This is a genomic window from Microbacterium meiriae, from assembly GCF_025143875.1.
GTDB classification, from domain to species: Bacteria; Actinomycetota; Actinomycetes; order Actinomycetales; family Microbacteriaceae; genus Microbacterium; species Microbacterium meiriae.
Genome location: NZ_JAMBDU010000036.1, coordinates 1 through 22,592 on the forward strand (window position 1 = coordinate 1; position 22,592 = coordinate 22,592).

Consider the following 22,592-nt stretch of genomic DNA (forward strand, 5'->3'; position numbering starts at 1 on the left):
CCCCACGAGCGAAGGACCCCCCATGGCTCTGACCCTCCCCGTGCGCCCGCCGAAGAGCCGGCGCCCCCGCACCGGCATCGCGCTGTCGACGCCGACGGCCGCGCTGCTCGTGCTCCCGGCCGCCGTGCTCTTCGCGGTGCTGATCCTCTACCCGATGCTCGCCGCGCTCAGCTACTCGTTCTTCGACTGGCAGGGCACCAAGCAGGGTGGATTCGCCGGTATCGGCAACTACCTCACGCTCCTCACCAAGGAGCCCTACGCCTCCGAGATGTGGAACGCGTTCGGCCACAACCTGCTGCTCTTCGCCGGCGCCCTGGCCTTCCAGAACTCGCTCGGCCTCGGCATCGCCACCCTGCTGCACCGCCGCAAGCGCACCAAGCGGTTCTTCCAGACGATCTTCGCCCTGCCCTACCTCGTGAGCCCGATGGTCATCGGCTACCTGTGGTCGCTGATGCTGTCGCCGCTGTTCGGCCCGGTGAACGCGATCCTCCGCGGCGTCGGCCTGGAGAGCCTCGCGCTGCCATGGCTCGGCGATCCGCAGCTCGCGATCTGGGTCATCGTGCTGGTCAGCGCCTGGCAGTGGATCGGATTCCCGATCCTGCTGTACGGCGCCGCCCTCGGCGGCATCCCCGAGGAGATCGAGGAGGCGGCGTCGCTCGACGGCGCCACGGCCGCGAAGCGGTTCCGCTACATCACCCTGCCCATGCTCACCCCGACGATCGGCATCATCACCGTGCTCACCTTCATCGGCAGCATGGAGGCGATGGCCATCCCGTTCGCGCTCGCCGGGTCGAACGGCGCTCCCGCCGGCTCCACCGACGTGATGATGCTGCTCTTCTACCGCACCGCGTTCGAGTCCGGGAACCCGAACTCCATCGGGGTCTCCTCGGCCCTCGCGACCGTCCTGTTCATCTTCATCATGGTCATCTCCGTCGTCATCACGACGACGATGCGCCGCGCCGAACGAAAGCTGTTCTGATGAGCACCGCCCTCGACACCCGTCAGGAGCCGACCACCGAGGCGATCGTCTCCGGCCGGCCCTCCGCCCCGCGGCGCCGCTCCCGTCGCACGAACGACACCCCGTTCGTGGGCCGCCTCCTCGCCAACGTGTTCCTGTGGGGATACGCGCTGGTCGCGATCGGTCCGCTGCTGCTCATGGTCAACAACTCCCTGCGCACGCAGCAGCAGATCGCCACCGAGCCGCTCGGACTTCCCGTCCCCCCGACGTTCACGAGCTTCCAGAACGCGTGGATCACCGCCTCGTTCGACACGTACTTCATCAACTCGATCACCGTCACGGTCGGGTCGGTCATCGTGACGACGGTCGTCTCGGTGCTCGCCGCCTACGCCTTCGCGCGGGCCAGGGCGAAGTTCTTCCGCGGGATCGAGGCCGTGTTCCTCTCGGGCCTCATGCTGCCGGTGCACCTGGCGATCCTGCCGCTGTTCTATCTGCTCGACGCGCTCAAGATGACCAGCAACGTCTTCAGCCTCATCCTCGTCTACGGCGCCCTCGGCATCCCGTTCACCACCTTCGTGCTGACGGTGTTCTTCCGGGCACTGCCGATCGAGCTGGAGGAGGCCGCGCGCATCGACGGCGCCGGACCGCTGCGCACGTTCCTGCAGATCCTGCTGCCGCTCGTGCGCCCGGCGCTCGCGACGGTGATCGTCTTCCGGTTCGTGCCGGTCTGGAACGACTTCTTCTACCCGCTGATCCTGCTGCGCGACCGCGACTCGTACACGCTCCCCGTGGGCCTGACCCGGTTCTTCGGGGAGTACTCGACCGATTGGCCGCAGCTGTTCGCCGGACTCACGATCGCCACCATCCCGCTCGTGGTGCTGTTCCTGCTGGCGACGAAGCAGATCATCAACGGCCTCACCTCCGGCATGAGCAAGTGACGGCCGCGGGCGGATCGTGGTGAACGGAGCCCCGGGCTCGGCGTGGGCGTCGGTGCGGGCGGTCGCCGGGGGAGCGGAAGAGCTGCAGCTCCTCGGGTCGCCGGCGCACGACGACCCCGCTCCGCTCACCGCCGCGCACCTGTTCGATCTCGCATCGCTGACGAAGGTCTTCACCGCGATCGCCGCCCTGCGGCTCGTCGACGCGGGGGTGCTCGACCTCGATGAGCCCGTCGAGCGCGTCCTCACGGTGGGCAGTGGCGCTGGAGCGGAGCGCATCACCCTCCGACACCTCCTCACCCACACCTCCGGGCTGCCGGCGGAGGGGCGCGAGTGGCGGGAGGGCGTGCGCGGGGACGAGTTGCGTGCCCGCGTGCGGGGTCGGGCGCTCGGTGCCGAGCCGGGCGCTCGCCACCTGTATTCCGACGTCGGGTACATCACGGCCGGAGACTGTCTGGAACGGGTCTCCGGGCGGCCGCTCGCGGCGCTCTGGGCGGAGGTGGCCACGGGGATCGGCGCCGCGTCGCTGACCATGGCTCCGGAGCGGGAGCGTGCGGTCGCCACGGAGACGCAGCCGCATCGCGGGAACGTGCGCGGTGAGGTGCACGACGAGCTCGCCCACGCGCTCGGCCGTCCCGCCGGCCACGCGGGACTGTTCGGCACGGTGGCGGATGTCGCCGCTCTCGCCCGTCTCCTGCGCGATGAAGGCGAGGGGCCGCACGGGCGCGTGCTGTCACGGGAGTCGTTCCGCGGGATGACGACCCCGTCGATCCAGGCCGACGCCGGCTACGGCCAGGCGATCGGTCTGCGCGTGCGCGATGCCGCGTGGATGGGTGACCTCGATGCGGTCGGCCACACCGGTTTCACCGGCACGTGCTTCGCGGTCGTCCCCGAGACCGGTGGCTACGGCGTGCTGCTCCTCAACCGCGTGCATCCCACGCGCGAGGACGCCGGCGTCGCCGCCGTCCGCCGTGCCTTCCTCGCCCCCCTCGCCCCCTGACCCCCCGCCCCGCCCCTTCCCGGTCTCGCCCCGGTCTCACCCCGGTCCCGCCCCGGTCCCGCCCGGTCCCGCCCCGGTGCCGCCCCGTCCCGCCCCGGTGCTGCCCCTCGATCCCGGGATCGACAAGGCCCCTCCCCGCACCTTCCGACGCCCTTTATTCATCCCGCACCGAGAACCCCTCCCGGTGGGAGTGCAGAAACGTGCCCGGGACGCGAGCGGGAGGCGCGTTTTCGATCCCGGGATCGGGGGCGGATGGGCCGTGCGCGATGGGGAAGGCGGAGGGGAGCTGAGTTGGAGATGGCTGAGGTCGGTCCCGCCGCGCCACCTGCGGGATCGATAAGGCCCCTCACCGCGCCTCCCGACGCCCGTTTTCCATCCCGCACCGAGAATCCCTCCCGGTGGAAGTGCGGAGGGCGCCGGATCAAAAAGGGTCCTCCACGCGCCTCCCGAGGCTCCGTTTTCATCCCGCGTGGGGGACACCCCGCGGTGGGTGTGCAGAAACGTGCGGGGGATGGGGGAAAGAGGCGCGGTTTTGATCCCGGGCGGGACCGGGCGGGAAGGGGAAGGGACGGGGCGGGGTCAGTCCGTCCGGAGGGGGCGGAGGGTGCGGGCGTAGTCCTCCTTGAGCACCGCGAGGTGCAGCCACGCCTCGATCCGGGTCACGCCGGGGAGGGCGCGCAGCCGCTCGAGACTTGCGTACAGGGCTCCGGCGGAGGGCTCGACGAGGGTCGCGACGGCGTCGAACCGACCGAGCGTCCGCGCGGCGAAGTCGACGCCGCGCCCCCGCCGCAGTTCGTCGATCACGGCCTCGTCGTCGTCTCCGAGCGTCATGCCCACGCCCATCGAGAGCTGTCGATGCGCGAGCCCGCGGGCCTCCACGGCGCTGATCTTGATGACCCCGGCGTCGATGAGGCGCTGCACCCGGGTGGCGACAGCACTGGGGGAGAGTCGCACCTGCTCGCCGAGGGCACGGAAGCTCATCCGTCCGTCGGTCTGCAGGAGTTCGATGAGAGCCTCGTCGATCCCGTCGAGCGTCACCCCGCCGTGGTACTCCGAGACGAAGAACCCCTTGATCACGGTCGAGTAGATGATGGTGTTGATGTCGAGCACCCCGGCGCTCCCGCGGATGCGCGCGAGCAGGTCGTGGAGCTCCGACATCGACCCCACCCGCACCTCCGTGACGATGTCGTGCGCGCCGCCGACCGCCGACACCAGGACGGTCTCGGACATGTCGCGCAGGTGCTCGGCGACCACCTCGACGGCGCCGTCGGTCCGGATCGACACGTGTGCGAGGACGTGCTGGCCGAGGAACACCGGGTCGACGGCCGCGACCACTCGCACCGTGCGGTCGCCGAGCAGGGTGCGCAGGCGTGCCGCCACGATGGCGCGGGACTGGCCGACGCGCTCGGCGAGGGAGAGGATGCTGGCGCGGCCGTCTTCCTGCAGCGCCCGGATGAGTTCCGCGTCGAAGTCCATGTCCGATCCGATTCCGTCGATTTCCCCGCAGTGCACGGTCGTCCGTGCAGAACCTCAGCGTAGAGCGCGTTGAGGCAGAGAGGAAGGCCCGCTGTGCGCGGTACTGTCGACAGACCTCCAGTGAATGACGCGTACGGCTGGAGTTCTGCCCTTGCTCACGGTGCTCCACCTCCGTAGCATCCTTCGCTATCCGACACCATCCGCGAAGGAGCGGGTCCATGACCACTACCCCCACCCCCCGAAGCGGCGTCCACAGCCGCGCACGCCGCGCCGGCATCGCCGCCTTCGTCGGCACCACCATCGAGTGGTACGACTTCTACGTCTACGCCACGGCCGCCGCCCTCGTCTTCGGCCCGCTGTTCTTCCCGAGCGACGACCCCCTGGCCGAGACCGCCGCGGCCTTCGCGACGTTCGCGGTCGCCTTCCTCGTCCGCCCCCTCGGCGGCATCGTCTTCGGGCACATCGGCGACAAGCTCGGCCGGCGTGTCTCGCTCGTCATCACGCTGCTGCTGATGGGCGTGGCGACCGTCCTCGTCGGCTGCCTCCCGACGTACGAGAACATCGGCATCCTCGCGCCCATCCTCCTCATCCTGCTCCGCGCCATCCAGGGCCTCGCGGTCGGCGGCGAATGGGGCGGCGCGGTGCTCATGAGCGTCGAGCACGCTCCCGAGAAGTCGAAGACCTTCTACGGCGGCTTCACCCAGCTCGGCAACCCGGCCGGTGCCCTCCTCGCCTCCGGCATCTTCGCGATCATGGCCCGCGGCGGCGACACGTTCATCATCGACGGCGGCTGGCGCATCCCGTTCCTGCTGTCCATCGTGCTGATCGCCGTCGGCCTCTGGGTCCGGTATCGCGTCGAGGAGTCGCCGGTCTTCGAGGAGAAGATCGAGGGTCGCAAGCAGTCCATGCCGCTGGCCTTCGCCCTCCGTGTCAACTGGAAGCCGATCCTCCTCGGCATCGGCATCCTGCCCATCTCCACCGGCGGCTACTACCTGGCCACCACCTTCGCCACCGCCTACGCGACCGGCGAGCCCATCGCGATCAGCGAGCAGGTCATCCTCGACGCGATGACCCTGGCCTCGTTCGTGGAGTTCGTGGTGACGCTGCCGGTCGCCTGGCTCGGCGACAAGTGGGGCCGCAAGAACGTCATGTACATCGGTCTCATCACCTCCGTGCTGACCTTCGCGCCCTTCCTGCTGCTGATGCCCGGACGCGTGGAGCCGTTGATCTTCCTCTTCGCCTCGCTGGTGCGCATCGCGATGAGCGCGACCTACGCGCCGATCGCGGCGATCCTCGCGCAGATGTTCCGTCCGCAGGCCCGCTACACGTCGATCGCGCTGGCCTACGGTGTCGGAGCTGCGATCTGGGCCGGGTTCTCGCCCTGGTTCGCCACCCAGCTCATCGCCTGGACCGGGAGCGTCTGGTCGGTCATCGCGATGTTCGTGGGCATGGCGGTCATCGCCGGGATCTGCACGCGCCTCGCGCCGCAGCACTCCGACGAGGCTCCGGTCACGGCCTCGTTCACCGCCCGAACCGACACCACGGCGAACCGCCTGCCCTGACCGGCCCCTTCCCCGTACGACACCACCGCGAACAGGCTCCCCATGAGAAAGCTCACTCCCTTCGACCGCTCGGCCCAGGCCGCTCCCGCCCTCATCACCGCGCGGGCGATCCACACGGCGGACGCCTCCGACACGACGGCGACCGCGATGCTGACCGACCGGGGGCGCATCGTCGCCCTCGGCACGGCGGCGGCGTGCGAGGACGTGGCGGCGCGGGCGGGCCTCACCCCGGAGCGCGTCGACCTGGGGGAGGCGGTCGTCGTCCCCGGCTTCGTGGACGCACACGCGCATCCGCTGATGTTCGGGCAGATGATGACGTGGGTGGACTGCGGCCCCGAGAAGGCGGGGAGCATCCCGGAGATCGTGGCCCTGCTGAAGGCCGCGGCCGCCGACCTCCCCGCCGGACGCCCGGTTCGCGGCTACGGCTACGAGCAGCGCAACCTCGCCGAGAAGCGGCATCCCACCCGCTTCGAGCTCGACGAGGTGGCCGCCGACCGCGAGGTGTACCTCATGAACGCCTCCGGTCACGGCGGCGTGGTGAACTCGTACACGCTCGACCTCAACGGCGTCGACCGGGACACCCCGAACCCGGACGGCGGCGAGTTCTTCCGCGACGCCGATGGTGAGCTGACGGGTGAACTCTCGGATGCGGCGTGCAACATCCTCACCGGCGTACACGGGGTGAAGATCGGCCATCACGGCCCGAACTTCCACCTCGCGGACGAGCCGGAGGAGCACCTGCGGCAGCTCGACGCGGCGACGCAGCGGTTCCTCGCGGGCGGCGTCACCTCGATCGGCGACTGCCAGGTCACGCGGCGCGAGTTCGACATGTACCTGCGGCTGGCCGAGGCCGGGCGGCTCGAGCTTCGGGTGTCGATGTATCTGCTGTCGCACCTGCTCGACGAGGCGCTGGAGATGGGGCTGGTCGGGCAGTTCGGCAACGCGCACCTGAGCTTCGCCGGCATCAAGTTCTACGCCGACGGCACCCTCGGCGGCTGGACCGCGTACTTCCCGGACGGCTACGTCGGCGACCCCTGCCGCACCGGCCAGCTCTACCACGAGCCCGCCGACTACGCGGAGCTCGTCCGCAAGGCGCATGCGGCCGGGCTGCAGACCGCGACGCACGCCCAGTCGCCCACCGCGATCGAGATGGTCGTGTCGGCGGTCGAGGCGGCCCTTGCGGAGCGTCCGGACGCCGACGCCCGGCACCGCATCGAGCACTGCGGCCTGCCCACGCCCGCACAGATCGAGCGGATGGCGGTCGCCGGCATCCGTCCCGTCAACCAGACGCAGCACTACTTCAACTGGGGCGAAGGCGTGGAGGAGGCCATCGGCACCCCCGGCGAGCGCTTCAACCCCCTCGGGGAGTTCGAGCGCGCCGGCGTGCCCATGACGATCTCGTCGGATGCCCCGGTCGCCGAGCCCATCCCCCTGGAGGCGATCCAGACCGCGGTCACCCGGGTCACCCGCCGCGGACACCGGCTCGGCCCGGACGACCTGCGCATCTCCGCGATCGCGGCGCTCCGGGCGCACACGATCGAGGGCGCGGTGTCGATCGGACGGGAGGACGACCTCGGCTCGCTGGAGCCGGGCAAGTACGCCGACTTCGCGGTGCTCTCGGGCGACCCGCTCGCGGTGCCTGCCGAGGAGATCGCGGCGATCGAGGTCCGTGAGACCTGGGTCGACGGCGTCCGTCGTCACGCGATGTGACGATGACACGATGAGCACCGACATCAGCGGAGACGACCGGTACGCCGACACCGCGGGCCGCGCGGTCCTGGAGACCATCCGCGGCTACGGGGTCACTGCGATCTTCGGCATCCCCGGCACGCACAACCTGGAGTTCTACCGCCCCCTCGCCGACCTCGGCATCCGCGCCGTGACGAACCGCCACGAGCAGGGATCGGGGTACGGCGCCGACGGCTGGTCCCAGCAGACCGGCCTTCCCGGTGTGGTGATCACCACCTCCGGTCCCGGCCTGCAGAACGCGATGAGCGCCATCGGCACCGCGTTCTGCGAGTCGCGACCACTCATCGTCCTGTCCCCGGGCGTGCCGCTCGGGGCGGAGTTCGCCGACGTCGGCACGTTGCACGAGACGAAGGACGCCACGGCCATGGTCGGTGCGATCGCCGAGTGGTCGCGGCGGGTGTCGTCCGCGGCGGAGGCGGTGCAGGCCGTGCACGACGCGTTCCACCTCTTCCGCACCGGCCGCCCCCGACCCGTGCACATCGAGATCCCGCTCGACGTGCTGGAGGGGACCGCCGAGGTGCCCGCGGAGGACCGGAGGCCGCGGTCGATGCCCGACCGCATCTCCGGAGACCCGATCGCGCTCGCCGAGGCCGCCCGACTGCTGTCCGCCGCCCGCACCCCGGTGATCGTCGCCGGAGGGGGCGCGGTGGACGCCGCGCACCAGATCGTCGCGGTGGCCGAGCGGCTCGGCGCCCCCGTGCTCACGACCCTGAACGGCAAGGCCGTGCTCGACGAGCGGCATCCGCTGTCGCTCGGATCGAACCTGCGTCTGGCCGCCGCCCGCGCCGTGGCCGAGGACGCCGACGTGCTCCTCGTGATCGGCTCGAAGCTGGGCGAGGCGGAGCTCTGGGCACCGCGGCTCGAGGCGCGCGGTGCGGTGATCCGCATCGACATCTCCCCGGAGCAGCGCGACAAGAACCTCACCGCGACGGTCGCTCTCACGGGGGACGCCGCCGCCGTGACCGACGCCCTCCTGCCCCTGCTGCCGGACCCCGCCCGTCCCACCCGCGACCTCACGGCCGAGCGGGCCGCGATCGAGGCCGAGTCGCGGGAGACCGCGCCGGACACCGTCGCGCTGGCCGAGATCATCGCCACCGCCCTCCCTGCCGATGCGATCGTCGCCGGCGACTCCTCCCAGATCGTCTACATGGCGCTCGGCAGCGTGCTGCGGCAGGAGCAGCCGCACTCCCTCCTCTACACGCCGACCTACGCCACGCTCGGCTATGGCCTCCCCGCCGCGATCGGCGCGGCCGTCGCGCAGACCGAACGCCCGGTCGTCACCGTCATCGGTGACGGCGCTCTGATGTTCTGCGTGAACGAGCTCGTCACCGCCGTTGAGCAGCGCCTCGACGTCACCGTGGTGTGCGTCGACAACGGCGGATACGCGGAGATCCGCCAGAACGAGCTCGACCGGGGCATGACCCCGGTCGGCGTCGACCTCGTGCAGCCGGACTGGGCCGCGCTCGCCACCGCCTTCGGGGCGACCGGGCGACGGGTGGCATCACGCGCCGACATCGCCCCCAGCATCCGCGCGGCCATCGCCGACGGCGGGGTGCAGCTCGTGCACATCCCGCAGCACGCCCTCTGAGACCCACACCTCCCGACGAACAGGAACGAGAAATGACCGACAACATCGGCCCCGTCGACGCCTCCGTGAACCCGCGGTACTCCGGCATCGCCACCTTCGCCCGCCTGCCCCGCATCGAGGACGTGCCGCGCGCCGACATCGCCGTGATCGGCATCCCGTTCGACTCCGGCGTGAGCTATCGTCCCGGCACCCGTTTCGGCCCGTCCCACGTGCGGGAGTCGTCCCGGCTGCTGCGGCCCTACAACCCCGCGCAGGACGTGTCGCCGTTCCAGCTCGCCCAGGTGGTGGATGCGGGGGACATCCCGGTGAACCCGTTCGACCTCACCGAGGCGGTGACCGAGGTCGAGCGCGCGGCGCTGGCGCTCGGCGAGCAGGTGCAGCGCCTCGTCACGATCGGCGGCGACCACACCGTGGCCCTTCCCCTGCTGCGGGCGGTGGCCGCGAAGCACGGACCCGTCGCGGTCCTCCACTTCGACGCCCACCTCGACACGTGGGACACCTACTTCGGGGCCCCCATCACGCACGGCACCCCCTTCCGCCGCGCGAGCGAGGAGGGGCTGATCGACCTCACCGCGAGCTGCCACGTCGGCACCCGCGGACCCCTGTACTCGAAGCAGGACCTCGAGGACGACGAGCGCCTCGGCTTCTCCATCGTCTCCAGCGAGTACATCGAGGAGCACGGGGTGGAGGCCGCGATCGACCGCATCCTCACCCGCATCGGGGACAAGCCGCTGTACGTCTCGATCGACATCGACGTGCTCGACCCCGCGCACGCGCCCGGCACAGGGACCCCCGAGGCGGGAGGGCTCACGAGTCGCGAGCTGCTGCGCATCCTCCGGGCGCTGCGCGACCGCGACATCGTCGGCGCCGACGTCGTGGAGGTGTCGCCCGCGTACGATCACGCCCAGATGACCGGGATCGCCGCGAGCCACGTCGTGTACGAGCTGGTGACCCTTCTCGCCGCCCGACTCGCCTCCTGACACCCGGGGTCAGAACAGCGTCCCGAGGAGGTCCGCGAACAGGGCCTCGGCGTCGCACTCCACCCGTCGCCGTGCGAACCAGTCGCACACGTTGACGCAGTCGCGGTGCAGGAGGTCGAGGCCCTGCGGATTCGCGATCACGTCGACGATCTGCGGCAGGTCGATCACCCGCACACGCCCCTCGTGCACGAGGAGGTTGTAGGCGGAGAGGTCGCCGTGCGCGAAGCCCGCGGCGGCGAAGACCCGCATGAGCTCGACCACCTGCGTGAAGTACTCCTGCATCTCGGCGTTCGACCCGCGCACCTGGGCGAGCCGGGGTGCCGCGATGCCCCGGTCGTCGCCGAGGAACTCCATGAGCACCTCGGTGCCGCTGACCTGCACGGGATAGGGGACCGGGGCGCCGCGCTCCCACATCCGGCACAGGGCCTCGAACTCCGCGAGCGACCACTGGGCTGCGGCGACCTCCCGCCCGTGGGCGGTCTTCTTGGCGAGGGCGCGCGTGTCGCGGGTGTTCCGCGTGCTGCGTCCCTCGGTGTAGACCGCGGAGCGCTGGAAGCTCCGGTTCTCGATGCCGCGGTAGCGCTTGGCGGCGAGGAGGGTGCGCTGCGTCGGGTCGTCGGGCACGGCGCGCTCCAGCAGGAACACGTCGGCCTCCTTGCCGGTCTTCAGGATGCCGAGCTCGGTGTCCAGGGCGCCGGCGGAGGTCACGACCCACGCGGGGCGCGGTTCCGGCCCGCGTTCGGTGGGGGTAGATGACGGCCAGGTCGTCCAGCGCTGGTTGGCGCCGGGCTCGACCTCGGCGAAGGAGAGGGCGGTCTCGAGGGAATCGAAGGAGGTGGCGTCGAAGGACGCGGCTTCCGAGGAAGCGGGGGATTCGGTCACGGTGTGGCTCCGGGAAGGGAGGCCACGCGGCGATCAGGAGCGGGTGGCCTCGAAGGGAAGGTGGTCGGCGATAGGCGCGACGACGACAGCGTTCATCTCATCGCCTCCTTCGCTCGGGCTTCCCGGGCGCTTCCCGGTGCGTCGTCGAGCCTAGGGGGTCCGATCGGAGGTTGTCCAGGGCCGGACGATCGGTCGGATGCGGCGGACGACCGGTCGGGCGCGGCCCCGTTCCCGTTGCGAGTCTGGAAGCATGACCACGACCGCCCCCGTCCCGACCCTGCCGACGACCCGCGCCGATCGCATCCGCTACGGAGGGCTCATCGCCCTCATGGTGATGGGGTTCCTGCTGGTGACCGCCGAGTTCCTCCCCAACGGGGTGCTCACCGAGATGGCGGACGGCCTCGGGGTGACCCCCGGGCAGGCCGGGCAGACCGTCACCGTCACGGCTCTCGTCGGACTCTTCGTCGCTCCGACCGTCGGCCTCGTGTTCCCCCGGCTGGACCGCCGATCGCTGCTGGTGTGGATGGCGCTCGCCGCGGCCGTGTCGAACCTCATCGTCGCGATCGCGCCGAACCTCGTCGTCGTGCTGCTGGCGCGGTTCCTGCTGGGGGCGGCGATCAGCGCCTATTGGACGATGTCGATCACGGTCGCCGCGCGGCTCGCGGGGCCCGAGCATCTCGGTCGCGGGGTGATGTTCACCTCAGCCGGGGTCTCCCTCGCCACGGTCGCCGGAGTGCCGCTCGGGGTCATGCTGAGCGAGGTCGTCGACTGGCGTGCCGTGTTCGCGATCGCGGGAGTGCTGATGGTGGTGCTCGCCGTCGCGTTGCGGTGGGCGCTGCCGACCGTTCCGGCCGAGCGCGCGTCGAGCCTCCGTCTGCTCGTCGACACGGTACGGCGGCCCGGCATCGGCCTCGGCATGGTCGGACACGTCCTCGTCGTGCTCGGCCACTTCCTCGCCTACACCTACGTCCGCCTCGCGCTGGAGCGCATCCCGGACGTGGACGCCTCGACGATCGTCGTGCTGCTGGCGCTGTTCGGTGTCGGAGGCCTTCTCGGTAACCTCTCCATCGGCCTCGTGATCGACCGCTCCTTCGCCTTCTTCGCGGTGTTCGCGCCGCTGGTGATCTCGGCCGCCGTGCTGTCGATGGTGCTCTTCTCCGGATCGATCATCGGCATCGGCGCCGTCGTGCTCCTCTGGGGCTTCTTCTTCTCGTCGTGGCTGATCGTCGTGAACACCTGGGTGGGTCACCGCATGCCGGACCGCCTGGAGGCCGGGGGGAGCCTCGTGGTCGTCGGATTCCAGGGCGCGATCACGCTCGCGGCCGGCGTCGGTGGGCTCCTCGTCGACACCCTGAGCGTCGAGCTCGTCTACACGATCGGCGCGGTCTCGCTCCTCGCCGGCGCCGTGCTGTTCGGCCTCTCCAACCGCCGCAGCTCCCGCTCCTGACCCCTGCTCCTGACCCCTGGTTGCCCGGGCACAACTTCGGAGCCGGCCGCCGACACGCCGTCGCCTCGGGCTTCGGAGTCGGCGTGTCGCCCCGGGTCTCCGAAGTCGTGCCCGCCCCGAGGCTGGGGCGAGGTCGTGGGATCAGGCAGATCAGGCAGGCACGAGGGAGTGCGAGCCGCGCCAGGAGGACGGGGTCATGCCCGTGCGGCGACGGAACGCGCGGCTGAAACCCTCGTCCGAGGCGTAGCCGAGCTCGCGCGAGACGCTCGACACGGAATGCCCGGCCTGGAGCATCCGCTTCGCGGCGTCGATGCGCACCTCGGTGACGTAGTCGGCGGGGGAGCGGCCGACGGCGAGACGGAACCGCTCCGCGAAGGCCGACCGTGACATGGCGCCGACAGCGGCCAGGCGTTCGACGGTCCAGTCCCGGCCCGGCTGCTCGTGGATGGCGTCCACGACGCGGTCGAGGAAGGGGTCCTTCGACAGCGAGGGCCATCCGGCGGGCGCACAGCCGTTGGCCGCCCAGGCTCGGATCACCGAGAGCAGCACGGTGGTCGCCATCATCCGGCAGATCAGCGGGTCGCCCTGGCGCACGGGGCACGCGGCCGCGTCGACGATCCCCATGTTCTCGGCGAGGGCGGCGGCGGCCGGCTCCAGCGCGTCGAACCCTGTCACCGTGAGGAAGGGCGGCAGGAGTGCCGGGAGGGGAGACGCGGTGTCCGCGAGCTCGATGTCGACGACGAGGAGTGCAGTCTCGACGGCGGCCTCCAGTGCGAAGGTGTCGCCGCGGAGCAGCAGGAAGGCATCGCCGGTGACGAGGCGGTCTCGGCGGCCGGGCTCCTCGAGTGTGAGCTGCTGCGACGAGCGGTCCACGTCGAGACGGCAGCCGGTGCCGAGAGGCGGATGCCCATGCACGGCGCCGTCGGCGATGTAGACGAGGGTGATCCGGCCGGGAGCCAGCGGCAGCAGTCCCCCGCGGCCCAGCTGCACCCGACGGGCGATCCCCACGCGCAGGTCCACCGTGCCGAGCACAGAGGACAGCGCATCCGCATCCACCGTCACCATGCCTTCGGCAACGCCGACCACCGTCCCCCTATTCCCCTTCGAGTTGCTCACCTTGCTCCATTCCGGCGGCGGATGGGGCACAGTGGGCGATTCGAAGCGGGATACGCTGGAGGGGTACCCCACCCGAGGAGTTCCGTGTTCCGCACCCCTGGCCGCCTGTACCGTGTCCTCGCGATCGCGGAGGCGATCACCTGGACCATCCTCATCGCCGCGATCATCGCCCGCGCCGTCGGAGCCCCCGGAGTCGTGGTGACGGTCGGCGGCGGCATCCACGGGTTCGTGTTCCTCGCCTATGCCGCGACCGCCGTCCTCGTCGCGCTCAACCAGCGGTGGCACCCGGGGGTCGGGGTGCTCGCGGTCCTCAGCGCCGTCGTCCCGTACGCGACCATCCCCATGGAGGTCTGGCTGCACCGCACCGACCGTCTCCGAGGCGACTGGCGACTCGACGCCACCGACGACCCGCGTGACCACCGCTGGTACGACCGCCTGATGCGCTGGTTCCTGCGTCGCCCCTGGGTGCTCGCGGTGCTGCTCGTCGTGGGAATCGTCGCGCTGTACGTGATCCTCCTGCTGGTCGGCCCGCCCGGGGGCAAGTGACCCCGATCCCGAACGGCGCGACGCCCGAAGGATGTGGCGCCCTAAGGGATCGGCGTCGATGCCGTCGCGCCGGGAACGCCGGCGGCGTCGAGAGCGGTGCGCAACGCGGAGACTCCCGTGTAGTGGTGCGTGGTCATGCCGAGCGTCCGTGCGCCGCTGAGCTTCCCCGGCGAATCGTCGAGGAAGAAGACCTCCTCCGGCGCGATGGCGAGGTCGGCGACCACGTGTCCGAACGCCCGGACATCCGGCTTGGCGTATCCGATGTCCGCGGAGTTGAACACGCGATCGAAGTGCGCGGCGATGCCGCTGTCGTGAAGCTCCTCGGCGATGGTGTCCGTGCCGTTCGTGAGGATGGCGCACATCATCCCGTGGGAGCGCAGCTCGTCGACGAGCGCGAGCACGTCCGGGTCGGCGGCGAACGGTGTGCGTCCCCATTCCCGCGCGGCGGCTGCGGATCCCGCGGCCTCGCCGACTCGGACCATCCACTCCTCGCGAGTGAGGTTCCCCGTGGTGACCGCGTCGATCAACGGTGACGCGAACGCGATGTGGGCGATCATCCCGGCCGGAAGTCCGTGCCGCGCCTCCAGGTCGGGGTCGTGGAGGAAGTGACGGACGACCCCGTCAAGGTCGAAGAGCACGGCACGGATCATGCCCCCATCCTGCCCGCAGGTCGTGCGCCTCGTCAGCGGCGCGCGACGGGCTGCTGGAGTTCCGTGACCCAGTCCGACTGGTCGTCTCCCACGGCGCGGACGTACAGCTCCCGACAGGGCCCGGCATGGATGAGGCCGCGCGCGACGACCTCGGTGTGGATCGCGTGCCAGCTCTCGGCGATCCGCTCCATCGAGCCGAGGTGCACCCCGCAGACCGCGTCCTCCTCAGCGGGGAGCTCGACGATCTCGATCCCGTCGGCGGCCGGACCGGTATACGAGTACCCGGCGATGACCTCCATCCCGTCCGGCTGCGTCCGGTACAGGGCGATCGGGGTGGTGAGAGAGCCGCATTCGTCTCCGATGACCTCTGCCACGGCGTCGAAGGCCGGTCCCACGACCTCCGCGACCGCGGGCTGCTCGGCGACGACGGAGCGGACGGCGGCCAGACGCACGGCGGGGAGGGGCTTCTGGACGATCTCGATCTGCGACATATGCTTCTCCTTCTCGATGAGGTGGAGGCGCCGTTCCACATCGACGAGTCGCGCGGCCGCGAGCCGGTGCTCCTGCTCCACCTCGGCGCGCCGGACGCGCAGAAGCGCCGCGATCCGGTCGGCGTCGACGCCCTGGGCGAGGATCGCCGAGATGTCGTCGAGACCGAAGCCGAGCTGACGCAGGGCGACGATCCGGTGCAGGCGCTCGAGCTGCGCCGGATCGTACGACCGGTAGCCGGTGAACTCGTCCACGTGGGCGGGGACGAGCAGCCCGGCCGTGTCCCAGTGCCGGAGCATCCGGTGGGTCACCTGGCCGATCTGCGCGAACGCTCCGATGGACAACATGTCTCAGTTCTCCCGTCTGACACCGTGTGAGAGTCAAGCATGTCGGCTCGCGGCCACCGAGGCGGACCGGGCTCGGCGTGATCGCCGTGGCGCGCACTGCATCCCGGCATATCGTTTACTCCACCTGAACTGGGGTTTCAATGTCGGTGGTCCCTGCTTCACTCGGGGTATGACAGGACTGGCGGACGCGACGATCGAGCAGGTGGAGGCGCTCCGAGCGCTCACCGAGATGCTCGTCGGTGTCGAGCGGTCGATCAATGGACTGCAGGCCGCGCGGGACGGGATCCTGGCGCTGGGGTCGCGCCTGGCCGTGGAGGTCGCGGCGGAGGCCGCCCATCCGGACGGCGCGGATCTGAGCGTGCGCACGGTCGCGGCCGAGTTCGCTGCCGCGCTGCGGGCGAGCGACAGGACGGTGCAGCGGCGGATGGCCGATGCGGTCTGGATCGTCGAGCGCTTTCCGCGGCTGTGGGGTGCATGGGGCGCGGGGCAGGTCACCGCCCAGCAAGCCCGCGTCATCGCAGAGGCAGGTGCGCACCTCGAAGACGAGGCGGATCGCGACGCCTTCTCCGCGCGGATGATCGCCTTCGCCGAGAGCGAGGCGCCGAACCGGGTCGCGCGCATGGCGCGCCGGGCCGCGGAGGAGTTTCAGCCGCATACCCTCGCGGACCGTCACGAGGATGCCCGTGAGCGGCGGCGCGTGTGGGTACGGGATGCCCCTGACGGGATGGCTGAGCTCGGACTTCTGGGGCCGGCGGCGCTGATGCACGGCGTGTTCGACCGGTTGACCACCATGGCCACGACCACGCAGGCCGGCGACGACCCGACGGACCTGCGAACCATCGCCCAGTCCCGGGCCGACCTCGCGCTCGACCTCCTCACCGGTGCGCCGGCCGGCCATGATGATCATGACGGCACCCTGGCCGCCATCGTCCCCACGGTCGCGATCACGGTCCCTGTCATGACCCTCCTCGGCCGTGGCCGGGCGCCGGCGGAACTCGACGGGCGCACCCCGATCGACCCCGCCACGGCACGGAGGCTGGCAGGGGCTGCCTCCGGATGGGATCGCATCCTCACGCACCCCGTGACGGGCACCGTCCTCGCCGTCGACCGGTATCGCCCGAGCGCGGAACTGCGACGCCACCTGCGGGCCCGAGATCAGCGATGCCGCTTCCCCGGTTGCGGATATCCGCCCGCGGAGTGCGACATCGATCACCACCGGGACGCCGCGCTGGGCGGGGAGACGTCCGCCTCGAATCTCGGCCATCTGTGCCGTCGACATCATGTCTTGAAACATCAGTCCGCCTGGCATGTCGAGTCGCGTGGCGACGGCCTCTATGCCTGGACGAGTCCGACGGGGAGGGTATACATCGACCGCCCGCCGCCGTCGAACACCGTCACCTTCGCCGAAGGATCGACGGACGCGCCGTTCTGACCGCCCGGCGGGAAAACTTGAGCCTGTTCATATCAAGTTCATTTGACAGCTTTTCGACCCCGGCGTACACTTGAGCCATCGCGACTCAGGTTTCCCTGATCGCCGCAGGTTTTCGGACCACTACAGACTTCCCAACAAAGGAGAGAACACATGGCACGTGCTGTCGGTATCGACCTCGGAACCACCAACTCCGTCGTCAGCGTCCTCGAGGGTGGCGAGCCCAAGGTCATCGCCAACGCCGAGGGCTTCCGCACGACCCCTTCGGTCGTCGCCTTCACCAAGGACGGGGAGGTGCTCGTCGGCGAGACCGCGAAGCGCCAGGCCGTCACCAACGTCGACCGGACGATCGCCTCGGTCAAGCGCCACATGGGCACCGACTGGAGCTTCGACGTCGACGGCAAGAAGTGGACGCCGCAGGAGATCTCCGCGCGCATCCTCCAGAAGCTGAAGCGCGATGCCGAGTCCTACCTCGGCGACACCGTGACCGACGCGGTCATCACGGTCCCCGCGTACTTCAACGACGCCGAGCGTCAGGCCACCAAGGAGGCCGGTGAGATCGCGGGCCTCAACGTGCTCCGCATCATCAACGAGCCGACCGCTGCGGCCCTCGTCTACGGCCTCGACAAGGGCAAGGAGGACGAGCTCATCCTCGTCTTCGACCTCGGTGGTGGAACGTTCGACGTCTCCCTCCTCGAGGTGGGCAAGGACGACGACTTCTCCACGATCCAGGTGCGCGCCACTGCCGGTGACAACCGCCTCGGTGGTGACGACTGGGACCAGCGCCTCGTCGACTATCTGATCAAGCAGTTCAAGGAGACCACGGGCGTCGACGTCTCGGGTGACAAGATCGCGCTGCAGCGCCTCAAGGAGGCTGCGGAGCAGGCGAAGAAGGAGCTCTCCAGCTCCACGTCCACGAGCATCAACCTCCCGTACCTGTCGCTGACCGACTCGGGCCCCGTCTCGCTCTCCGAGACCGTGACCCGCGCGAAGTTCGAGGACCTCACGAAGGACCTGCTCGACCGCACCAAGAAGCCCTTCGAGGACGTCATCCGCGAGGCCGGCATCAAGGTGTCCGACATCGACCACATCGTCCTCGTGGGTGGTTCGACCCGTATGCCCGCCGTCGCCGAGCTCGTCAAGCGCGAGACCGGCAAGGAAGCCAACAAGGGTGTGAACCCGGACGAGGTCGTCGCCGTCGGCGCCGCGCTGCAGGCCGGTGTCCTCAAGGGCGAGCGCAAGGACGTCCTGCTCATCGACGTCACCCCGCTCTCCCTCGGCATCGAGACCAAGGGCGGCATGATGACCAAGCTCATCGAGCGCAACACGGCCATCCCGACCAAGCGGAGCGAGACCTTCACCACGGCCGACGACAACCAGCCGTCCGTCGCGATCCAGGTCTTCCAGGGTGAGCGCGACTTCACCCGCGACAACAAGCCGCTCGGCACGTTCGAGCTGACGGGCATCGCCCCGGCTCCCCGCGGCATCCCGCAGATCGAGGTCACCTTCGACATCGACGCCAACGGCATCGTGCACGTGTCCGCGAAGGACAAGGGCACCGGTACCGAGAAGTCGATCGTCATCTCCGGCGGCTCGTCGCTGTCGAAGGAGGACATCGAGCGCATGGTGCGCGAGGCCGAGGAGCACGCCGCCGAGGACAAGGCGCGTCGTGAGGCCGCGGAGACCCGCAACCAGGCGGAGACCCTCGCCTACTCGATCGAGAAGCTCATCTCCGAGAACGAGGACAAGCTCCCCGAGGACGTGAAGACCGAGGTCAAGGCCGACGTCGACGCGCTCAAGACGGCTCTGGCCGGCGACGACGACGAGGCCGTGAAGACCGCGTTCGAGAAGCTCAACCAGTCCCAGTCGAAGCTCGGCGAGGCGATCTACGCCTCCTCGCAGGCGGACGCCGCCGGCGCTTCGGCCGAGGGCGAGGCCCCGACCGGTGACGCCCCCTCCTCCGAGGAGGACGTCATCGACGCCGAGGTCGTCGACGACGAGGACGAGAAGAAGTAATCATGACGGACAAGAACTTCGACGAGAACGAGGTTCCGGAGGGGTCGGATGCTCAGGCATCCGGCCCCGTGCCGCAGAACCAGGACTCCCGCGAGGCGAAGGCCGCCGAGGGCTCCGACGAGACTCCGGTCGACGCGGCTGCCGAGACCGAGGAGGGGCTGACGGTCGAGGACATCCTCGGCGCCGCCCAGACCGCGGATGCCGCCGCCGGCGACGCCGCGATCGCCGACGCCGAGAACGCCCTGCTGACCGACCTCAAGCGCCTGCAGGCCGAGTACGCGAACTACCGCCGCCGCACCGAGGAGCAGCGCCAGATCGAGATCGAGCGCGCGAAGGGCGAGGCCGCCAAGGGCCTCATCCCCGTCCTCGACGACCTGGCCCGCGCCGAGCAGCACGGCGATCTGGTCGAGGGCAGCCCCTTCGCCGTGATCGCCGAGAAGGTGCGCGCGGTCGTGGAGCGCCTCGGCGTGGTCGCTTACGGCGAGAAGGGCGAGGAGTTCGACCCCCAGCGTCACGAGGCGATCTTCCAGCAGCCGACCCCCGGCACCTCGAAGACCACGGTGCTCGAGGTCGTCGAGGTGGGGTACCGCCTCGGCGAGGTCGAGCTGCGTCCTGCGAAGGTCGTCGTCGCCGTCCCTGCGGAGTAGGTGATCGATGGCCAGCCAGGATTGGTTCGACAAGGACTTCTACAAGACCCTCGGGGTCTCGAAGGACGTCAGCGACGCTGACCTGAAGAAGACGTACCGCAAGCTCGCGCGCAAGTATCACCCCGATTCCAATCAGGGCGATGCGAAGGCCGAGGCCAAGTTCAAGGAGATCAGCGAGGCATACTCGGTGCTCTCCGACGCCGAGCAGCGCAAGGAGTACGACGAGATCCGCGCCATGGGTTCGGGCGCTCGCTTCACGGCGAGCGGCTCGGGCGCCGGCGGGTTCGAAGACGTCTTCAGCCGGTTCGGACAGCAGGGGCGCGGCCAGACCGCCGACTTCGAGGACATCTTCGCGATGTTCAACCGGGGCCAGGGCAGCTCGTTCGGCGGTGGCCGATTCGGGCAGCCGAGCGGCGGCTTCCGTGGCTTCGGCGGTCCGCAGCGCGGCGCCGACGTCACGGCCCGCACCACGCTGGACTTCAGCACCGCTGTGCAGGGCGAGACGATCACCCTGCAGGGCGAGGACGGCAAGCCGTTCAAGGTGAAGATCCCCGCGGGTGTCGCCGATGGGCAGAAGATCCGGCTGCGCGGCCGTGGTCGCCCCTCGCCCGATGGCGGGGAGAACGGGGACATCGTGGTGCAGATCACGGTGCGCCCGCACCCGGTCTTCACGCGGGACGGCCTCAACCTCCGCGTGGTGGTCCCCGTGACCTTCACCGAGGCGACGCTGGGCGCGACCATCGAGGTCCCGACGCTCGGCGGCGACGTGGTGAAGCTGCGTGTGGCCCCCGGGACCCCGTCGGGCCGCGTGCTCCGCGTCAAGGGTCGGGGTGTCGCGACCGCGAAGGGGACCGGTGACCTGCTCGCCGAGCTCCAGGTCGCGGTTCCGACGCACCTCGACGACGCCGCGCGCGAGGCCCTCGAGAGGTTCCAGGAGCTGGAGCCTCAGGAGAACCCGCGGGCCGAGCTCATGGCGAAAGCCCGCCGTTGACGAGAACAGGCTTTCGCGCCGGGTCAGGCGGTTCCGGGAAGGAGCTGCCTGACCAGGCGCGACGGCCTGACGTGAAACCAGGAAGGAAGGCGTGATGGACGCGGACACTCCGGTCTTCGCGATCGCCGCAGCCGCCAAGCTCTCCGGCCTGCACCCCCAGACCCTCCGTCAGTACGACCGGATCGGCCTCGTGGTGCCGGGTCGGACGCCCGGCGGATCCCGTCGTTACTCGCACCGCAACATCGAGCAGCTGCGCGAGGTGGCCCAGCTCTCCTCCGAAGGGGTCAGTCTCCCGGCGATCGCACGTCTCCTCGACCTGGAGGACGAGAACCGGATGCTGCGCGACCGCGTGCTCGCGCTGGAGGGCGCCCTCCGTGCCGAGCGGGAGAACCGCCCCGGCGTGCGGGTGTTCGCCGCCGGCTCCGCGGGGGTCGTGCCGATGCCGACCGGCCGCCGCATCCGGCGCTCGACGGAACTCGTGCTCTGGAGTCCGCGCTCCGGAGCCTGACCGCGTACGCCGGTGTGTATCCTGTCAACTGTTAACAGGAGGTCACCATGACGCAGACCGTCACGCGCGGGGAGTCGCTCGGAGCGCAGGTCGCACGCGTGCTGCGCCAGCGCATCGTGCGAGGGGAGCTCGCCCCGGGGGCCCGGCTCACCGAGGAGGCCCTCGCCGAGGAGTTCGCCGTCAGCCGCGGCCCCGTGCGCGACGCCCTGACCCAGCTCAGCTTCGAGAAGCTCGTCGAGGTGCAGCGTCCCCGCGGCGTCTACATCGTGGGCCTCACGAGCGACGACGTCGACCAGCTCTACAGCCTCCGGGGCGCGCTGGAGCAGCTCGCCCTCTCGCGCGCGATGCGGGTCGACGACGACGAGCGGTGGCAGCCGATGGCCGACGCCGTCCAGCGCATGGCCGAGGCCGCGGACGCCGGCGACCATGCGGCCTTCGTCACGGCCGACCTCGACTTCCACTCCCAGATCTACGCCCTCGCCGATCACCCCCGGCTGGAGGGTGCCTGGAACCAGTACCTCCCGACCTTCACGGCCCTCCTCGAGGTCACGATCAACCACGACGAGGACCTGCACGAGTCGTCGGACGATCACGTGACGCTGCTCGACGTCATGCGCACGGGAGCCCCGGAGGACGCCGCCGCGGTCCTCTCGGCTCACCTCGACGGCGCCCGGGAGCGGATGCTCCACGAGGTCGGCTCCCGCTGAGCCTGCGTCCGCCGGCGCCGAGGCGTTCAGCGGACGGAAAAGAACGGTTCCTACCGTGGGGGCCAGGGCAAGAGCCCTGGTCCGCGCCCGCGCGGGTGTCCTGCCACGAAGGAAGAACCTCCTCATGACGAACACCACAGCCTCCGCCACCTCCGCCTCGTCGCTCGGACTCCTCGTCCTGCGCATCGTCGTCGGCGCGATCTTCGCCGCCCACGGCGCTCAGAAGATCTTCGAGTTCACGATCCCCGGCACCATCGGCAGCTTCGCCGGCATGGGGGTCCCGCTCGCCGAGATCGCCGCACCCGTCGTCGCCTTCCTCGAGCTCATCGGCGGGATCCTGCTGATCCTCGGCCTGCTGACGCGCCCGGTCGGCATCCTCCTCGCCGTCGACATGCTGGTGGCACTCGTGCTCGTGCACCTGCCCGCCGGCCTGTGGGTGACGGCCGGCGGCTACGAGTTCGTCGCCGTGCTCGGCGCCGCGGCTCTCGCGCTCGCGCTCACCGGCGCCGGGCGCTACTCCATCGACGCCGCGGCCCTCCGCGGGCGCGCGCCGGCCTGGCTCGCCTGAC

The 22,592-nt window shown here is 70.4% G+C and carries 21 protein-coding genes; 16 read left to right on the forward strand and 5 right to left on the reverse strand.

All coding sequences use genetic code 11. From position 1 onward, the window contains the following. Positions 1 to 22: 22 nt before the first annotated feature. Genes M4D53_RS16325 through M4D53_RS16335 form a run of 3 tightly spaced genes read left to right on the forward strand, consistent with a single transcriptional unit; the run spans position 23 to position 2,893 of the window. Complete coding sequence (locus M4D53_RS16325) at positions 23 to 979, forward strand: carbohydrate ABC transporter permease (protein WP_259955077.1); 957 nt, start codon at positions 23 to 25, stop codon at positions 977 to 979. Beyond that, positions 979 to 1,896: a carbohydrate ABC transporter permease gene (locus M4D53_RS16330; RefSeq protein WP_259955078.1), complete on the forward strand. Its 918-nt coding sequence runs from the start codon at positions 979 to 981 to the stop codon at positions 1,894 to 1,896. Before M4D53_RS16325 ends, M4D53_RS16330 begins: the two co-directional genes overlap by 1 nt. A 19-nt stretch (positions 1,897 to 1,915) precedes the next feature. Then, positions 1,916 to 2,893 carry a serine hydrolase domain-containing protein gene (locus M4D53_RS16335; protein WP_259955080.1) on the forward strand — a complete coding sequence of 326 codons (978 nt, stop codon included), beginning with the start codon at positions 1,916 to 1,918 and terminating at the stop codon, positions 2,891 to 2,893. Between the two features lie 579 nt (positions 2,894 to 3,472). Here M4D53_RS16335 and M4D53_RS16340 read toward each other — a convergent pair. Beyond that, a complete protein-coding gene (locus M4D53_RS16340) occupies positions 3,473 to 4,369 on the reverse strand; it encodes an Lrp/AsnC family transcriptional regulator (RefSeq protein ID WP_187662664.1) in 897 nt (298 codons plus the stop codon). A 218-nt stretch (positions 4,370 to 4,587) separates the two neighbouring features. Between M4D53_RS16340 and M4D53_RS16345 the strand changes: the two genes are divergently transcribed. The 4 genes from M4D53_RS16345 to speB are packed head-to-tail and all read left to right on the forward strand — an operon-like array spanning position 4,588 to position 10,248. Continuing rightward, positions 4,588 to 5,931 carry an MFS transporter gene (locus tag M4D53_RS16345; protein ID WP_259955082.1) on the forward strand — a complete coding sequence of 448 codons (1,344 nt, stop codon included), beginning with the start codon at positions 4,588 to 4,590 and terminating at the stop codon, positions 5,929 to 5,931. A 42-nt stretch (positions 5,932 to 5,973) separates the two neighbouring features. Beyond that, positions 5,974 to 7,641, forward strand: a complete 1,668-nt coding sequence (locus M4D53_RS16350) for an amidohydrolase (RefSeq protein WP_259955084.1) — start codon at positions 5,974 to 5,976, stop codon at positions 7,639 to 7,641. Positions 7,642 to 7,651: 10 nt separating this feature from the next. Beyond that, entirely contained in the window at positions 7,652 to 9,268 is a 1,617-nt protein-coding gene (locus M4D53_RS16355; protein ID WP_259955086.1) for a thiamine pyrophosphate-binding protein, read from the forward strand. 32 nt (positions 9,269 to 9,300) lie between these two features. Beyond that, positions 9,301 to 10,248: an agmatinase gene (gene speB, locus M4D53_RS16360; protein WP_259955087.1), complete on the forward strand. Its 948-nt coding sequence runs from the start codon at positions 9,301 to 9,303 to the stop codon at positions 10,246 to 10,248. A gap of 9 nt (positions 10,249 to 10,257) precedes the next feature. On the opposite strand, the gene M4D53_RS16365 is transcribed toward speB, so the two are convergent. After that, entirely contained in the window at positions 10,258 to 11,130 is an 873-nt protein-coding gene (locus tag M4D53_RS16365; RefSeq protein WP_259955088.1) for a serine protein kinase RIO, read from the reverse strand. 250 nt (positions 11,131 to 11,380) lie between these two features. Here M4D53_RS16365 and M4D53_RS16370 point away from each other — a divergent pair, with 250 nt between their 5' ends. Further along, positions 11,381 to 12,577 carry an MFS transporter gene (locus M4D53_RS16370; RefSeq protein ID WP_187662658.1) on the forward strand — a complete coding sequence of 399 codons (1,197 nt, stop codon included), beginning with the start codon at positions 11,381 to 11,383 and terminating at the stop codon, positions 12,575 to 12,577. 150 nt (positions 12,578 to 12,727) lie between these two features. Here the strand turns inward: M4D53_RS16370 and M4D53_RS16375 are convergent, their stop codons facing one another. Beyond that, positions 12,728 to 13,663 carry a helix-turn-helix domain-containing protein gene (locus M4D53_RS16375; protein WP_259955090.1) on the reverse strand — a complete coding sequence of 312 codons (936 nt, stop codon included), beginning with the start codon at positions 13,661 to 13,663 and terminating at the stop codon, positions 12,728 to 12,730. Between the two features lie 114 nt (positions 13,664 to 13,777). Between M4D53_RS16375 and M4D53_RS16380 the strand changes: the two genes are divergently transcribed. Beyond that, positions 13,778 to 14,239, forward strand: a complete 462-nt coding sequence (locus M4D53_RS16380) for a DUF3817 domain-containing protein (RefSeq protein ID WP_259955092.1) — start codon at positions 13,778 to 13,780, stop codon at positions 14,237 to 14,239. A 41-nt stretch (positions 14,240 to 14,280) separates the two neighbouring features. On the opposite strand, the gene M4D53_RS16385 is transcribed toward M4D53_RS16380, so the two are convergent. Together M4D53_RS16385 and M4D53_RS16390 are read right to left on the reverse strand one after the other, a co-directional pair. Beyond that, positions 14,281 to 14,889 carry an HAD-IA family hydrolase gene (locus M4D53_RS16385; RefSeq protein WP_259955094.1) on the reverse strand — a complete coding sequence of 203 codons (609 nt, stop codon included), beginning with the start codon at positions 14,887 to 14,889 and terminating at the stop codon, positions 14,281 to 14,283. 32 nt (positions 14,890 to 14,921) lie between these two features. Beyond that, on the reverse strand, positions 14,922 to 15,725 hold the full coding sequence (locus tag M4D53_RS16390) for a MerR family transcriptional regulator (protein ID WP_259955096.1): 804 nt from the start codon (positions 15,723 to 15,725) through the stop codon (positions 14,922 to 14,924). 169 nt (positions 15,726 to 15,894) lie between these two features. On the opposite strand from M4D53_RS16390, the gene M4D53_RS16395 reads away from it, so the two are divergent. From M4D53_RS16395 to M4D53_RS16425, 7 genes are all read left to right on the forward strand, one after another. Beyond that, positions 15,895 to 17,157 carry an HNH endonuclease signature motif containing protein gene (locus M4D53_RS16395; RefSeq protein ID WP_259955097.1) on the forward strand — a complete coding sequence of 421 codons (1,263 nt, stop codon included), beginning with the start codon at positions 15,895 to 15,897 and terminating at the stop codon, positions 17,155 to 17,157. Positions 17,158 to 17,307: 150 nt separating this feature from the next. Beyond that, entirely contained in the window at positions 17,308 to 19,170 is a 1,863-nt protein-coding gene (gene dnaK, locus M4D53_RS16400) for a molecular chaperone DnaK (RefSeq protein ID WP_259955099.1), read from the forward strand. A gap of 2 nt (positions 19,171 to 19,172) precedes the next feature. Then, complete coding sequence (locus M4D53_RS16405) at positions 19,173 to 19,817, forward strand: nucleotide exchange factor GrpE (RefSeq protein WP_071329295.1); 645 nt, start codon at positions 19,173 to 19,175, stop codon at positions 19,815 to 19,817. Positions 19,818 to 19,824: 7 nt separating this feature from the next. Further along, positions 19,825 to 20,808, forward strand: a complete 984-nt coding sequence (locus tag M4D53_RS16410; protein ID WP_259955101.1) for a DnaJ C-terminal domain-containing protein — start codon at positions 19,825 to 19,827, stop codon at positions 20,806 to 20,808. 94 nt (positions 20,809 to 20,902) lie between these two features. Further along, complete coding sequence (locus tag M4D53_RS16415; RefSeq protein WP_187662652.1) at positions 20,903 to 21,316, forward strand: heat shock protein transcriptional repressor HspR; 414 nt, start codon at positions 20,903 to 20,905, stop codon at positions 21,314 to 21,316. A 47-nt stretch (positions 21,317 to 21,363) separates the two neighbouring features. Beyond that, positions 21,364 to 22,023 carry a GntR family transcriptional regulator gene (locus M4D53_RS16420; protein WP_187662651.1) on the forward strand — a complete coding sequence of 220 codons (660 nt, stop codon included), beginning with the start codon at positions 21,364 to 21,366 and terminating at the stop codon, positions 22,021 to 22,023. 124 nt (positions 22,024 to 22,147) lie between these two features. Beyond that, positions 22,148 to 22,591, forward strand: coding sequence for a DoxX family protein (locus tag M4D53_RS16425; protein ID WP_187662650.1), 444 nt, complete (start codon positions 22,148 to 22,150; stop codon positions 22,589 to 22,591). Position 22,592: the final 1 nt, after the last annotated feature.

What these genes read in the sequence shown, in the direction of transcription:
- M4D53_RS16395 (WP_259955097.1), top strand. Translation starts at nt 15,895, where the DNA reads ATGACAGGACTGGCGGACGCGACGATCGAGCAGGTGGAGGCGCTCCGA.
- M4D53_RS16385 (WP_259955094.1), bottom strand. Translation starts at nt 14,889, where the DNA reads ATGATCCGTGCCGTGCTCTTCGACCTTGACGGGGTCGTCCGTCACTTC.
- M4D53_RS16425 (WP_187662650.1), top strand. Translation starts at nt 22,148, where the DNA reads ATGACGAACACCACAGCCTCCGCCACCTCCGCCTCGTCGCTCGGACTC.
- M4D53_RS16325 (WP_259955077.1), top strand. Translation starts at nt 23, where the DNA reads ATGGCTCTGACCCTCCCCGTGCGCCCGCCGAAGAGCCGGCGCCCCCGC.
- M4D53_RS16370 (WP_187662658.1), top strand. Translation starts at nt 11,381, where the DNA reads ATGACCACGACCGCCCCCGTCCCGACCCTGCCGACGACCCGCGCCGAT.
- M4D53_RS16340 (WP_187662664.1), bottom strand. Translation starts at nt 4,369, where the DNA reads ATGGACTTCGACGCGGAACTCATCCGGGCGCTGCAGGAAGACGGCCGC.
- M4D53_RS16355 (WP_259955086.1), top strand. Translation starts at nt 7,652, where the DNA reads ATGAGCACCGACATCAGCGGAGACGACCGGTACGCCGACACCGCGGGC.
- M4D53_RS16420 (WP_187662651.1), top strand. Translation starts at nt 21,364, where the DNA reads ATGACGCAGACCGTCACGCGCGGGGAGTCGCTCGGAGCGCAGGTCGCA.
- M4D53_RS16350 (WP_259955084.1), top strand. Translation starts at nt 5,974, where the DNA reads ATGAGAAAGCTCACTCCCTTCGACCGCTCGGCCCAGGCCGCTCCCGCC.
- M4D53_RS16415 (WP_187662652.1), top strand. Translation starts at nt 20,903, where the DNA reads ATGGACGCGGACACTCCGGTCTTCGCGATCGCCGCAGCCGCCAAGCTC.
- M4D53_RS16405 (WP_071329295.1), top strand. Translation starts at nt 19,173, where the DNA reads ATGACGGACAAGAACTTCGACGAGAACGAGGTTCCGGAGGGGTCGGAT.
- M4D53_RS16390 (WP_259955096.1), bottom strand. Translation starts at nt 15,725, where the DNA reads ATGTTGTCCATCGGAGCGTTCGCGCAGATCGGCCAGGTGACCCACCGG.
- M4D53_RS16410 (WP_259955101.1), top strand. Translation starts at nt 19,825, where the DNA reads ATGGCCAGCCAGGATTGGTTCGACAAGGACTTCTACAAGACCCTCGGG.
- M4D53_RS16345 (WP_259955082.1), top strand. Translation starts at nt 4,588, where the DNA reads ATGACCACTACCCCCACCCCCCGAAGCGGCGTCCACAGCCGCGCACGC.
- speB (WP_259955087.1), top strand. Translation starts at nt 9,301, where the DNA reads ATGACCGACAACATCGGCCCCGTCGACGCCTCCGTGAACCCGCGGTAC.
- dnaK (WP_259955099.1), top strand. Translation starts at nt 17,308, where the DNA reads ATGGCACGTGCTGTCGGTATCGACCTCGGAACCACCAACTCCGTCGTC.
- M4D53_RS16330 (WP_259955078.1), top strand. Translation starts at nt 979, where the DNA reads ATGAGCACCGCCCTCGACACCCGTCAGGAGCCGACCACCGAGGCGATC.